Raw genomic sequence first — 12,211 nt, forward strand, 5'->3', positions numbered from 1 at the left:
TACGAAGCTATTAGAGAAGCACTTCCAGGGAGGAATGCACGATGCGGCAACAGGGCGCAACACTGCTACAAATCATGACCACGCTGGCGCTGATAGGAGTCCTGCTTCAACTGGGCGCTCCCGCCTACGCCACTTTCACCGCCGACCTACACCAGGCCGCCACGGCCCGTGACCTGGCGCAGACGCTACGCAGCGCACGCAGCCACGCCATGCTGCAAAACCATGAGGTACTGGTACGGCCACTGGAGGACGACTGGGGACGAGGTTGGCGTATGCAGCGGGCTCATGACGGGCACGTATTGCGCGAGCGCCGCCAGCTACGGCCAGTGCATATCGTTGCCAACATGACCCAGGTGACGTTCAGCGGGTTGGGCGTACCGCGGCGGGGGAATGGAGCGTTCTTCGGCGGGGCCTGGCAGGTTTGCCCGAAAAACAAAGGCGCCAGCCACCATCAGGTGGCACTGGCGCCCAGCGGCAGGGTCAGCCTGCGTACGGAGGCGGTGGCACCGCCAGGTTGCAGGGCCGGCTGATCAGATCAGCGAACGAACCCGCAGCTCCTTGGGCATGGAGAAGGTAATGTTCTCCTCACGGCCATCGAGCTCTTCGGCGCCGCTGGCACCCCAGGCCTTGAGCTGGTCGATCACGCCACGTACCAGCACTTCGGGCGCCGACGCCCCGGCGGTGATACCGATGCGGCCGACACCTTCGAACCAGCCTTGTTGCAGGTCTTCGGCGCCGTCGATCAGGTAGGCCGGCGTGCCCATGCGCTCGGCCAGCTCGCGCAGGCGGTTGGAGTTGGAGCTGTTCGGGCTGCCGACCACCAGCACTACGTCCGACTCGTCGGCCAGCTGCTTGACCGCATCCTGGCGGTTCTGGGTGGCGTAGCAGATATCGTCCTTGCGCGGGCCGCCGATGTTAGGAAAGCGCGCACGCAAGGCATCGATGACCCGGCTGGTGTCGTCCATCGACAGGGTGGTCTGGGTGACGAAGGCCAGGTGATCCGGGTCGCGCACCTGCAAGGTGGCCACATCCTCCTCGTCTTCGACGAGGTAGATGGCGCCGCCGTTAGTGGTGTCGTACTGGCCCATGGTGCCCTCGACCTCTGGGTGCCCGGCATGGCCGATGAGGATGCATTCACGTCCGTCGCGGCTGTACTTGGCCACTTCGATATGCACCTTTGTCACCAGTGGGCAGGTCGCATCGAACACCTTCAGACCACGGCCGGCCGCTTCCTGGCGCACGGCCTGGGAAACCCCATGGGCACTGAAGATGACGATGACGTCGTCCGGCACTTGGTCCAGTTCCTCGACGAAGATCGCGCCACGGTTGCGCAGGTCTTCGACCACGAATTTGTTGTGCACCACTTCGTGACGCACGTAGATCGGCGGCCCGAAGACTTCCAGGGCACGGTTGACGATCTCGATCGCCCGGTCCACCCCTGCACAGAAGCCGCGGGGGTTGGCGAGTTTGATTTGCATGCTCGGCTCCAGGCTCACAGGCCCTTGACTTCGAGGATCTCCACCTCGAAGTTCAGGGTCTTGCCGGCCAATGGGTGATTGAAGTCGATGGTCACCTGGCTGTCGTCGAAGGCTTTAACAACGCCCGGCAACTCGGTGTTGGCGGCGTCGTTGAAGATCACCAGCAGGCCTTCGGACAGCTCCATGCCGTCGAACTGACCGCGCGGCATCACCTGCACGTTCTGTGGGTTCGGTTGGCCGAAGGCGTTCTCCGGGGCCACCACCACGGTGCGCTTGTCGCCGGCCTTGAAGCCGAACAGGGCATTCTCGAAGCCCGGCAGCAGGTTGCCGTCGCCGACCTTGAAGGTGGCCGGGGACTTGTCGAAGGTGCTGTCGACGGTGTCGCCATTTTCCAGGTGCAGGGCGAAGTGCAGGGTCACTTCGGTGTTCTGCCCGATACGGGTGTCAGTCATGGACCGGCTCCTCGGATTTCTTGCTCTTGAACATATCCAGCGCCAGCATCACCGCACCAACGGTGATGGCGCTGTCGGCCACGTTGAAGGCCGGGAAGTAATGGGTGTTGCGCCAGTGCACCAGGATGAAGTCGACCACGTGGCCCAGCACGACACGGTCGTACAGGTTGCCCAGCGCGCCGCCCAGCACCAGGGCCAGGGCGATCGCCAGCCAGGTCTCGTTGCGCCCCAGGCGCTTGAGCCAGATCACCAGCACGGCGCTGACCACCACGGCGATCACGGCGAACAGCCAGCGCTGCCAGCCGGAGCTGTCGGCCAGAAAGCTGAACGCCGCACCCGTGTTGTAGGCCAGGGTCCAGCTGAAGTAGTCAGGGATGACCACGATCTGCTGGTACATGCTCAGCGAGCTGTCGAAATACACTTTGGTGGCCTGGTCGATGACCAGTACCACCAGGCTAAGCCAGAGCCAGGCAAGACGCCCGAAACGCCCCGCTACAGGGTTAGGCATAGTGGCGCACCTCACCATTGCCGCTCATGTTGTCGACGCAACGGCCGCAGATTTCCGGATGTTCCGGGTGGCTGCCGACATCGGCGCGGAAGTGCCAGCAACGGCCGCACTTGGCGTGGCCGGACTTGACGACCTTCAGCTTGAGCCCTTCGACTTCGGTTGTCACCGCGTCGCTTGGCGCCTGGACGAACGGCACCACGCTGGCAGCGGAAGTGATCAGCACGAAGCGCAGCTCGTCGCCGAGCTTGGCCAGGTCGGCACTCAGGCCCTCTTCGGCGAACAGGGTCACTTCGGCCTGCAGGTTGCCACCGATGGCCTTGGCCACGCGCTGGTTCTCCAGTTCCTTGTTGACTGCTGCCTTGACCGCCATCACGCGGTCCCAGTAGGCGCGGTCCAGCTCGGCATCGGCCGGCAGCTCGGACAGGCCCTGGTACCAGGTATTGAGCATGACCGATTCGTTGCGCTCGCCCGGCAGGTATTGCCAGATTTCATCGGCGGTGAAGGCCAGGATCGGCGCGATCCAGCGCACCAGCGCCTCGCTGATGTGGTACAGCGCAGTCTGGCAGGAACGGCGGGCGACACTGTTGGCGCCGGTGGTGTACTGGCGGTCCTTGATGATGTCGAGGTAGAAGCCGCCCAACTCCTGGACGCAGAAGTTGTGCACTTTGGAGTAGACGTTCCAGAAACGGTATTCGCCGTAGTGCTCTTCCAGCTCGCGCTGCAGCAACAGGGTGCGATCGACCGCCCAGCGGTCCAGCGCCAGCATGTCTTCGGCTGGCAGCAGGTCGCGGGCCGGGTCGAAGCCCGACAGGTTGGAAAGCAGGAAGCGCGCGGTGTTGCGGATACGCCGGTAGGCGTCGGCGCTGCGTTGCAGGATCTGCTCGGAAACCGCCATTTCGCCGGAGTAGTCGGTGGCCGAGACCCACAGGCGCAGAATGTCGGCACCCAGGGTGTCGTTGACCTTCTGCGGCTCGATGGTGTTGCCCAGCGACTTGGACATCTTGCGGCCGCTCTCGTCCACGGTGAAGCCGTGGGTCAGCAACTCGCGGTACGGCGCGTGGCCGTCGATGGCGCAACCGGTCAGCAGGGAAGAATGGAACCAGCCACGGTGCTGGTCGGAACCTTCCAGGTAAAGGTCGGCGCGCGGGCCGGTGGCGTGGCCGATCTCGTGGGAGCCGCGCAGCACGTGCCAGTGGGTGGTGCCGGAGTCGAACCACACGTCCAGGGTATCGGCGATCTTGTCGTACTGGGCGGCCTCGTCCCCCAGCAGCTCGGCGGCGTCGAGCTTGAACCAGGCCTCGATGCCCTCCTGCTCGACGCGCTTGGCCACTTCTTCCATCAATTCGACGGTGCGTGGGTGCAGCTCGCCGGTCTGTTTATCAAGGAAGAAGGGAATCGGCACACCCCAGTTGCGCTGGCGCGAGATGCACCAGTCAGGGCGGTTGGCGATCATCGAATGCAGGCGGGCCTGGCCCCAGGACGGCACGAACTTGGTGTCTTCGATGGCCTTGAGGGCGCGCTCGCGCAGTGGCTCACCGCTGTTCGGCTGCTTGTCCATACCGACGAACCACTGGGCGGTGGCGCGGTAGATCAGCGGGGTCTTGTGGCGCCAGCAGTGCATGTAGCTGTGGCTGATGGTTTCGGTGTGCATCAGCGCACCGACTTCCTGCAGCTTCTCGACGATGGCCGGGTTGGCCTTCCAGATGAACTGCCCGCCGAAGAATTCCAGGGACGGCACGTACACGCCGTTGCTCTGCACCGGGGTGAGGATGTCGTCGTTGACCATGCCATAGCGTTTGCAGGTGACGAAGTCGTCCTCACCATAGGCCGGCGCGGAGTGCACCACACCGGTACCGGCGCCCAGCTCGACGTAGTCGGCCAGGTAGATCGGTGACAGGCGGTCGTAGAACGGGTGACGGAAGTTGACCAGCTCCAGTGCCGAACCGGGGGCGGTGGCGATGATCGAGCCTTCCAGCGCATAACGCTTCAGGCACGCCTCGACCAGCTCTTCAGCCAGCACCAGCAAACGCTCGCCGGTATCGACCAGGGCGTACTTGAACTCCGGATGGATGTTCAGCGCCTGGTTGGCGGGGATCGTCCAAGGAGTGGTGGTCCAGATGACGATGGCGGCGGGCTTGGCCAGCGAGGCCAGGCCGAAGGCGGCAGCCAGTTTGTCGGCATCGGCGACCGGGAAGGCCACGTCGATGGTCTGGGATTTCTTGTCGGCGTACTCGACTTCGGCCTCGGCCAGCGCCGAGCCACAGTCGAAGCACCAGTTCACAGGCTTGAGGCCCTTGAACACGAAGCCTTGCTTGACCATTTCGGCCAGGGCGCGGATCTCGCCGGCCTCGTTGGCGAAGTTCATGGTCTTGTAGGGGTTGCTCCAGTCACCCAGCACGCCCAGGCGGATGAACTCGGTCTTCTGCCCTTCGATCTGCTCGGCGGCGTATTCGCGGCACAGCTCACGGGTGCGGTCGGCGGTGAGGTTCTTGCCGTGGGTGACTTCGACCTTGTGCTCGATCGGCAGGCCGTGGCAGTCCCAGCCGGGCACGTAAGGGGCATCGAAACCGGACAGGGTCTTGGAGCGGACGATCATGTCCTTGAGGATCTTGTTCAGCGCATGACCGATGTGGATCTTGCCGTTGGCATAGGGCGGGCCGTCGTGCAGGACGAACTTCGGACGGTCCTTGCCAATTTCGCGCAGCTTCTGGTACAGGCCAATGCTGTCCCAGCGCTGCAGGATCTGCGGTTCGCGCTGAGGCAGGCCGGCCTTCATCGGGAAGGCGGTGTCCGGAAGGTTTAGCGTGGCTTTGTAGTCGGTCATTTCAGGCTCTTCGTTAGCGGTTGAGCGTGCCAGTGGGCACGTGCGGCGGCGATGTCCGCGTCGATCGCCGACTTCAGCGCCTCCAGGGAGGCGAAACGCTGCTCCTCGCGCAGCTTGTGGTGGAACTCCACCGTCAGGCGCCGGCCATAGAGGTCGCCGGCATAATCCAGGAGATGAATTTCCAGGTGGGGACGCCCGTCACCAGCAACGGTGGGACGTACCCCGATATTGGCGACGCCCGGCCAGCGCTGGCCGTCGATCTCGGCGCTGGTCAGGTAGACCCCGGACAGCGGCACGCGGCGACGCTTGAGCTGGATGTTGGCGGTGGGCGTGCCGAGCTGGCGAGCCAGCTTCTGGCCATGCAATACCCGCCCGGTAATGGTGTAGGGGCGGCCCAGCAGGTGCTCGGCGAGCTCGAAATCCGCGTTGGCCAGCGCGCTGCGCACTTCGGTGCTGCTGACCCGCAGGCCATCCTGGATCACGGTATTGGCGGCCTCCAGGGTAAAACCATAGCGCTTGCCGGCTTCGACCAGGAAATCGAAGTCACCGGCGCGGTCGCAGCCGAAGCGAAAGTCATCCCCTACCTCGAGGTGGCGAACGCCCAGACCGTCGACCAGTACCGCCTTGACGAAGGCTTCGGCACTGAGCGTACTCAGGCGCTGGTTGAAGGCCAGGCACAGCACCCGGTCGATGCCTTCGTCGGCCAGCAGTTCGACCTTGTCGCGCAGCCGTGCCAGGCGGGCTGGCGCGGTATCGGGGGCGAAGTATTCGCGCGGCTGTGGTTCGAAGACCACCACACAGGTGGGCAGGCCCAAGGCCTGGCCGCGCTCGCGCAGACGCCCCAGGATCGCCTGGTGGCCCCGGTGAACCCCGTCGAAGTTGCCAATGGTGGCGACACAGCCCCGGTGGTCGGGGCGCAGGTTGTGAAGACCTCGAACCAGCTGCATAACGCGCTTCTTGCTCATAAAGTGGCCGATTATAACCACACCCGGGCGCTGGCGACAGGCAGCAGCGCCGTTGTCGGGTGTGGAAAGTGAAAAACCGACGCCTGGCCGGTTGCCCTGCTCAGTGCAGGGCTTTGCGGGCAAAATCCCGCGGGCGGAAGCCGCACAGGTACAGGCAACCGAAATAGGTCAGCACGCCCGCCAGGATCAACGCCCCCAGGCGCAGGAAGCGCTCGAGCATGTTGCCCAGTTCCCAGGCTGGCAGGTAATGCATGCCCACCAGCAGTACCAGCGACATCAGCAGCACCGCCAGCACCAGCTTGGCGAGGAACTTCGGCCAGCCTGGCTGAGGCTGGAACAGCTTCTGGCTACGCAGCTTCCAGTACAGCAACCCGGCATTCAGGCAGGCGCCCAGGCTGATCGCCAGGGCCAGGCCGGCGTGCTTGAGCGGGCCGACCAGGGCCAGGTTGAAACCTTGGGTGCACACCAGGGTGAAGATGGCGATCTTCACCGGTGTGCGAATGTTCTGCTGGGCATAGAACCCAGGAGCCAGCACCTTGACCAGGATGATCGCCAGCAGGCCTACGGAATAGGCGACCAGCGCCTGCTGGGTCATGGCCGCGTCGAAGGCACTGAACTTGCCGTACTGGAACAGCGCCACGGTCAAGGGCTCTGCGAGAATCGCCAGGGCCAGGGTGCATGGCAGCACCAGCAGGAAGCACAAGCGCAGGCCCCAGTCGAGGATCCGCGAATACTCTTCCCGGTCCTTGTTGGCGTAGGTCTTGGCCAGGGTCGGCAGCAGTATGGTGCCCAGGGCCACGCCCAGCACGCCGGAGGGCAGTTCCATCAGGCGGTCGGCGTAGTACATCCACGACACCGAGCCGGCCACCAGAAACGAGGCGAAGATGGTGTTGATGATCAGCGAGATCTGGCTCACCGACACCCCGAGAATCGCCGGCAGCATCTGCTTCAGCACGCGCCACACGCCGGTGTCGCGCAGGTTCAGGCGCGGCAGCACGAGCATGCCGATTTTCTTCAATGCCGGTAGTTGGTAGAGCAACTGCGCCAGGCCGCCGGCCAGCACGCCCCAGGCCAGGGCCATGATCGGTGGGTCGAAATACGGTGTCAGCAGCAGCGCGAAGGCGATCATCGCGACGTTGAGCAGGGTCGGCGTGAAGGCCGGCACCGAGAAGCGGTTCCAGGTATTGAGGATGGCACCGACCAGCGATGACAGCGAGATCAGCAGTATATAAGGGAAGGTGACCCGCAACAGGGCTGTGGTCAGTTCGTACTTCTCGGCATTGGCGGCAAAGCCGGGCGCGGTCACCCATACGATCCAGGGCGCGGCGAGGATGCCCAGCGCCGTGACCACGGCCAGTACCAGGGTCAGCAAACCACTTATATAGGCGATGAAAGTTCGGGTGGCCTCTTCGCCTTGCTGGGTCTTGTACTCGGCGAGAATCGGCACGAAGGCCTGTGAAAAGGCACCCTCGGCAAAGATCCGACGTAGCAGGTTGGGGAGTTTGAAAGCAATGAAGAAGGCGTCGGTAGCAACGCCGGCACCGAATACCCGCGCCAGGATAGTGTCGCGCACGAAGCCCAGCACGCGGGAAATCATGGTGATGGAGCTGACCGCAGCCAAGGATTTGAGCAGGTTCATCGAAAGTTTTTCACGCCTTGGACTGAAGAGCGCTGCCAGATGGCGCCCGAGTGTGCGATAATCCCGCTTCTTTGCAGGGCAAGCCAAAACTCCCGAGTTTACAGGTCGCCGCGCAGAAAGGAATCATTCCTTCCGCGTTGGCATGCCACTCGGCGGAACCCTGCAACTGGCCTTGACATCCTCCCGACTCATCGGCATGATTCGCGGCCTTATTTGTTTGCTATTTACCCAAAAGTCTTTCGAGGAGCTCGACGGTGGCCAACACACCTTCCGCCAAGAAACGTGCAAAACAGGCTGAGAAGCGTCGCAGCCACAACGCCAGCCTGCGTTCCATGGTCCGTACCTACATCAAGAACGTAGTTAAGGCCATCGACGCTAAAGACGCCGAAAAAGCGCAAGCCGCCTACACCCTGGCTGTGCCTGTAATCGACCGCATGGCCGACAAGGGCATCATCCACAAGAACAAGGCAGCTCGCCACAAAGGCCGTCTGAATGGCCACATCAAGGCACTGAAAGAAGCTGCAGCTGCCTAAGTGACGCGCTTGTTGAAAAACCGACCCTAGGGTCGGTTTTTTATTGCCTGCAATTTGCCAAAACGCTTCATTACCTGCGCTAGCGTCCTTGCCGAACCCTCGGCAAGGACGCCCCGCAACGGATTACTCTACCGTCGTCGGCTGCCCTACCTGGATCTTCGGCGCCCACTGCAGCCACTCCTCCTCGGCCTTGTCGAACAAGGCGAAGGTCTGCTGCGGGCGTGCCGGGTTACCCATCTTCTCGCCATCTGGCGTAGCGAAGGCAATGCCGCCTTCGATCAGGGTTTCAAGCGACTCGGTACGCACCGTCGCCCCCTTGAGCAAGCCCCAGTCGAAGCCGAAGCCACTGCTGTTCCAGAACCGGCTGCCACCGCGCACCAGCGCCGCATAACGTGGCTCGATAAGGATGTGGATCAGCACCCGATCAGCATTCTGCCCCAGCTCGAAGCCTGTAACCTTGCCCACCGTCACCTCACGGTAGGTGACCGGCACGCCTGGCTTGAGCGAACCGCGACGCGGCGCACTCAGGGTCAGTGGCAGGCCTATTTCCTTGCCCGTGACCTCAGGCGCTTCCGGCAGGGCGATGAAGTCGTGCTGCGGGCCCTTGCTCTTGAGCGCCGGCATCACTTCCAGGTACTGGCCGCCAATCAAGGTATCGAGGTTCTCGGTGCGCACCAGGCCGAATGCCGGCTTGACCACCCAGAACTGAGTGCCCACGCGCGCGATGCGATCGACCGCATCGGTAATGCGTGCACGCAGCAACACCGCCTGCAGGTCATTGGTGAGGCCGATGCTCTCGACACTGCCCACGTCCAGTCCGCGGAAGCGGATTGGCGTACCCGCCTTGAGCCCATCGGCACGATCGACACGAATGGTGATCAGGGTGCCTGCACGATTGGCCGCCTCTTCGTTCTCCAGCAGGCGGAAACGCGGGATACGGCGCTTGAGCGGAACGTTTGGCTGCGGCGTATCGAAGGCGATACCGCCCGCCAGCAGCGTTTGCAGCGACTCACTCTTGACCCTGATACCTGACAAGCCGCCTGTGAGCGTCACGCCGCTGGCATTCCAGAACCGCGTGGAACCGTTGACCAGATTGGCGTACTCCTTCTCGATGTGCACCCCTATCAAGATACGCTTGCTGTTGCGTGCGAACTGGTAGCTCTGCACGCTGCCGACCTTCACCTGGCGGTACATCACCGGGCTGCCGACCTCCAGGGAACCCAGCGTATCGGCGAACAACACCAGGTGCAGGCCCGGCGCCTTGAGGTCGAGCGGCGGTGCCTTGGGCCGCGCCTCGAACTCACGCTGAGGCCTGGCGCCCTTCTCACCCGGGCGAATGGCGATGTAGTTGCCTTTCACCAGCGCCTCGAGCCCAGTGATACCCGCCAGAGAGATGGACGGCTTGACCACCCAGAACTGCGTACCCTCGACCAGGTACTCCTCGGCCAGCGGGTCGAGGGTGAGCTCGGCCGTGGCATTGCTCAGGTCATCCTCGATCTTCAAGGTCTTCATCGAGCCGATCTGGATACCCTTGTACATCACGGGCGTGCGCCCCGCCTGCAGGCCTTCGTAGTCGCTCAGGCGAACCTTGATGCGAATGCCCGCCTGGGCGGCGTCGAAGTCCTCATAGAGACGGAACGGCAGGCTCGGGTCGGTGGGCGGGCTGTCCTTGCGGTGCTCGGGCGTGGCGAACGCGATGCCGCCGGCGACAATGCTGGAAAGCGACTCGCTGCGCACCTTCACACCGGACAAATCGGCGTCGATGCTGATGCCGCTGGCATTCCAGAAACGCGTGTGCTTGCGCACCAGGTTGGCGTAGGCCGGCGCGATGAACACCTTGACCTCTACAGTGCCCTGGTCATCGGAAAGCCGGTAGCTCTTCACCCGGCCTACCTGGATCTGCTTGTAGAACACCGGGCTGTCACGATTGAGCGAGCCAAGGCGCTCGGCCTTGAGGGTCAGATGCAGGCCCGGCTCGTCGTCGGACAGCGGAGGCGCTTCGGACAACGCCGTGAAGCGGCGCGTCGACTCGCCCTGGCCTGGGTCCACGGCAATGTAGTTGCCCGATACCAGGGTTTCCAGGCCAGAGATACCGGCCAGGCTGACACTCGGCTTCACCAGCCAGAAGCGTGTACCGGTGTTCATGTGCGGCTCGGCGGCCTTGTTCATCTCGATGGTGGCGATCACCCCGGTCTTGCTGCCCTCAGCGTCGAGCACCAGCTTGGTCACCTTGCCGACCGACATCCCCTTGTAGATGACCTCGGTCTTGTTGGCGACGATGCCCTCACCGGTAGTGAAGCGCACCTCGATTTCCACGCCGGAGTCCCGGTAGGCCTGCCAACCCAGCCAACCGCCGATCACAAGGGCGATCAGCGGCAGGATCCATATCGCCGACCAGTTCGAAGCTGGACGGGTTCTAGCCGTAGGCAGGTCACTCATGGTCGTCATCCGACTCCGTGTTATCCCAGATCAGTCGGGGATCGAAAGTTAAGGCGGCGAGCATCGTCAGAATCACCACGGAGGCGAAGGCGACGGCGCCCAGATTGGCTTCGACGCTGGCAATACGACCGAAATTCACCACGGCCACAAGAATGGCAATGACGAAGATATCGAGCATGGACCAACGGCCGATGAATTCGATGAAGCGATACATCAGGATGCGCTGGCGCGCAGACAGCGGCTGGTGGCACTGCACCGAGTACAACAACAGGCCTATGCCTACCAGTTTGAAAGTCGGCACCAGGATACTGGCGATGAACACCACCGCAGCGATGGGCAACATGCCAAGCTTTATCAAGGTAATGACGCCAGACATGATGGTGTCGGGGCTGCCCTGGCCCAGGGAGCTCACCGTCATGATCGGCAGCAGGTTCGCGGGTATGTAGAGCACCATTGAAGCCAGCAGCAACGCCCAGGTGCGCGCGATGCTGTTGGGGCGACGTGCGTGCACCGTCGCGCCGCAGCGGGTGCAGGCCTGCGAGTCGCTGCCTGCCTCATGGCGGTTGAGCTCGTGGCATTCATTGCAGACCACGATGCCTGCATCAATCGCCCGCATGGGTATCCTCCCCGGAAAGCGCCACCCAGACCTGGTGCGGCGACATCACTATCTCCAGCCAAACCTGCACGAGCAACAGGCTGACGAAGCAGACCAGGCCGATGCCAAGGGTCAGTTGTGCCAAGTCGACGAGCTTGACGATGGCGACCAGCACGCCCATGAAATACACCTCGAGCATTCCCCACTCTTTCAAGTGATGGTAGATGCGATAGATCAACAGGCCATAGCTGCGGCCTACATCCAGGCGAATACTCAACAGCACAGCAAGCTGGCACAGCAGCTTGAGCAAAGGAATGGCCATGCTGCACAGGAACACCACCACGGCGATGCCACTCATGCCTGAGTTGTATAGACCGAGGACGCCACTCCAGACCGTGTCGTCAGAAGTTTGGCCCAACAGATGCAACTGCATGATCGGCAGAAAGTTGGCAGGGATGTAGAGCAGCAACGCGGTCAACACCAAAGCGAGGCTGCGATTGACCACATTGTGACGATGGGCATAAAGCTCGTAGCCACAGCGTGGGCATATGGCTTTCTCGCCTTGTTCAAGCGTGGGCTTGCGCATCAGCAGGTCGCACTCATGGCAGGCCACGAGTTGCTCCAGCGGCAGGTCAGCCAGCACTTCGGGTTCCGCGGGGTTGGGCATGGCAGAAGGTCTGAATGGGTAATGTGGGCTCTATTCTAGTGTTCCGACTCGAATTGTGGGAGATAGGTCCCCGGTTCCAGAAATGAATCGCTGCACCTGACGACCGATGCG

General features: G+C 62.8%; 11 protein-coding genes. 2 read left to right on the forward strand and 9 right to left on the reverse strand.

Going from position 1 to position 12,211, the window contains the following annotated elements:
• The first annotated feature begins 41 nt into the window (after positions 1 to 41).
• Positions 42 to 530 carry a Tfp pilus assembly protein FimT/FimU gene (locus RAC97_RS21930; protein WP_375101707.1) on the forward strand — a complete coding sequence of 163 codons (489 nt, stop codon included), beginning with the start codon at positions 42 to 44 and terminating at the stop codon, positions 528 to 530.
• On the opposite strand, the gene ispH is transcribed toward RAC97_RS21930, so the two are convergent.
• The 6 genes from ispH to murJ all read right to left on the reverse strand — a co-directional run bounded on the left by ispH (position 531) and on the right by murJ (position 7,866).
• A complete protein-coding gene (gene ispH / locus RAC97_RS21935) occupies positions 531 to 1,478 on the reverse strand; it encodes a 4-hydroxy-3-methylbut-2-enyl diphosphate reductase (protein ID WP_375101708.1) in 948 nt (315 codons plus the stop codon).
• 14 nt (positions 1,479 to 1,492) lie between these two features.
• Positions 1,493 to 1,930: a peptidylprolyl isomerase gene (locus RAC97_RS21940; RefSeq protein WP_375101709.1), complete on the reverse strand. Its 438-nt coding sequence runs from the start codon at positions 1,928 to 1,930 to the stop codon at positions 1,493 to 1,495.
• Positions 1,923 to 2,438 (reverse strand): signal peptidase II, encoded by a 516-nt coding sequence (gene lspA, locus RAC97_RS21945; protein WP_375101710.1) that lies wholly within the window; start codon positions 2,436 to 2,438, stop codon positions 1,923 to 1,925. Before lspA ends, RAC97_RS21940 begins: the two co-directional genes overlap by 8 nt.
• Positions 2,431 to 5,262: an isoleucine--tRNA ligase gene (gene ileS, locus RAC97_RS21950; protein WP_375101711.1), complete on the reverse strand. Its 2,832-nt coding sequence runs from the start codon at positions 5,260 to 5,262 to the stop codon at positions 2,431 to 2,433. The genes lspA and ileS overlap by 8 nt, the downstream gene beginning before the upstream one ends.
• On the reverse strand, positions 5,259 to 6,209 hold the full coding sequence (gene ribF, locus RAC97_RS21955) for a bifunctional riboflavin kinase/FAD synthetase (protein ID WP_375101712.1): 951 nt from the start codon (positions 6,207 to 6,209) through the stop codon (positions 5,259 to 5,261). Before ribF ends, ileS begins: the two co-directional genes overlap by 4 nt.
• A gap of 118 nt (positions 6,210 to 6,327) precedes the next feature.
• The gene (gene murJ / locus RAC97_RS21960) at positions 6,328 to 7,866 is read right to left on the reverse strand and encodes a murein biosynthesis integral membrane protein MurJ (RefSeq protein WP_375101713.1); all 1,539 of its coding nucleotides are present in this window, start codon (positions 7,864 to 7,866) and stop codon (positions 6,328 to 6,330) included.
• A 254-nt stretch (positions 7,867 to 8,120) separates the two neighbouring features.
• Here murJ and rpsT point away from each other — a divergent pair, with 254 nt between their 5' ends.
• Complete coding sequence (gene rpsT, locus RAC97_RS21965) at positions 8,121 to 8,399, forward strand: 30S ribosomal protein S20 (protein WP_029614579.1); 279 nt, start codon at positions 8,121 to 8,123, stop codon at positions 8,397 to 8,399.
• A 123-nt stretch (positions 8,400 to 8,522) separates the two neighbouring features.
• Here the strand turns inward: rpsT and RAC97_RS21970 are convergent, their stop codons facing one another.
• Genes RAC97_RS21970 through RAC97_RS21980 form a run of 3 tightly spaced genes read right to left on the reverse strand, consistent with a single transcriptional unit; the run spans position 8,523 to position 12,100 of the window.
• Positions 8,523 to 10,838: an MlaD family protein gene (locus RAC97_RS21970; RefSeq protein ID WP_375101714.1), complete on the reverse strand. Its 2,316-nt coding sequence runs from the start codon at positions 10,836 to 10,838 to the stop codon at positions 8,523 to 8,525.
• Complete coding sequence (locus RAC97_RS21975; RefSeq protein WP_375101715.1) at positions 10,831 to 11,454, reverse strand: paraquat-inducible protein A; 624 nt, start codon at positions 11,452 to 11,454, stop codon at positions 10,831 to 10,833. The genes RAC97_RS21970 and RAC97_RS21975 overlap by 8 nt, the downstream gene beginning before the upstream one ends.
• Entirely contained in the window at positions 11,441 to 12,100 is a 660-nt protein-coding gene (locus RAC97_RS21980) for a paraquat-inducible protein A (RefSeq protein ID WP_375101716.1), read from the reverse strand. The genes RAC97_RS21975 and RAC97_RS21980 overlap by 14 nt, the downstream gene beginning before the upstream one ends.
• Positions 12,101 to 12,211 lie beyond the last annotated feature (111 nt).

It is taken from the genome of Pseudomonas sp. LS_2, from assembly GCF_042709235.1.
In the GTDB taxonomy this organism is placed as follows: domain Bacteria; phylum Pseudomonadota; class Gammaproteobacteria; order Pseudomonadales; family Pseudomonadaceae; genus Aquipseudomonas.

Coding starts and splice junctions, on each gene's coding strand:
- RAC97_RS21930 (WP_375101707.1), top strand. CDS start 42: ATGCGGCAACAGGGCGCAACACTGCTACAAATCATGACCACGCTGGCG.
- ispH (WP_375101708.1), bottom strand. CDS start 1,478: ATGCAAATCAAACTCGCCAACCCCCGCGGCTTCTGTGCAGGGGTGGAC.
- RAC97_RS21940 (WP_375101709.1), bottom strand. CDS start 1,930: ATGACTGACACCCGTATCGGGCAGAACACCGAAGTGACCCTGCACTTC.
- lspA (WP_375101710.1), bottom strand. CDS start 2,438: ATGCCTAACCCTGTAGCGGGGCGTTTCGGGCGTCTTGCCTGGCTCTGG.
- ileS (WP_375101711.1), bottom strand. CDS start 5,262: ATGACCGACTACAAAGCCACGCTAAACCTTCCGGACACCGCCTTCCCG.
- ribF (WP_375101712.1), bottom strand. CDS start 6,209: ATGCAGCTGGTTCGAGGTCTTCACAACCTGCGCCCCGACCACCGGGGC.
- murJ (WP_375101713.1), bottom strand. CDS start 7,866: ATGAACCTGCTCAAATCCTTGGCTGCGGTCAGCTCCATCACCATGATT.
- RAC97_RS21970 (WP_375101714.1), bottom strand. CDS start 10,838: ATGAGTGACCTGCCTACGGCTAGAACCCGTCCAGCTTCGAACTGGTCG.
- RAC97_RS21975 (WP_375101715.1), bottom strand. CDS start 11,454: ATGCGGGCGATTGATGCAGGCATCGTGGTCTGCAATGAATGCCACGAG.
- RAC97_RS21980 (WP_375101716.1), bottom strand. CDS start 12,100: ATGCCCAACCCCGCGGAACCCGAAGTGCTGGCTGACCTGCCGCTGGAG.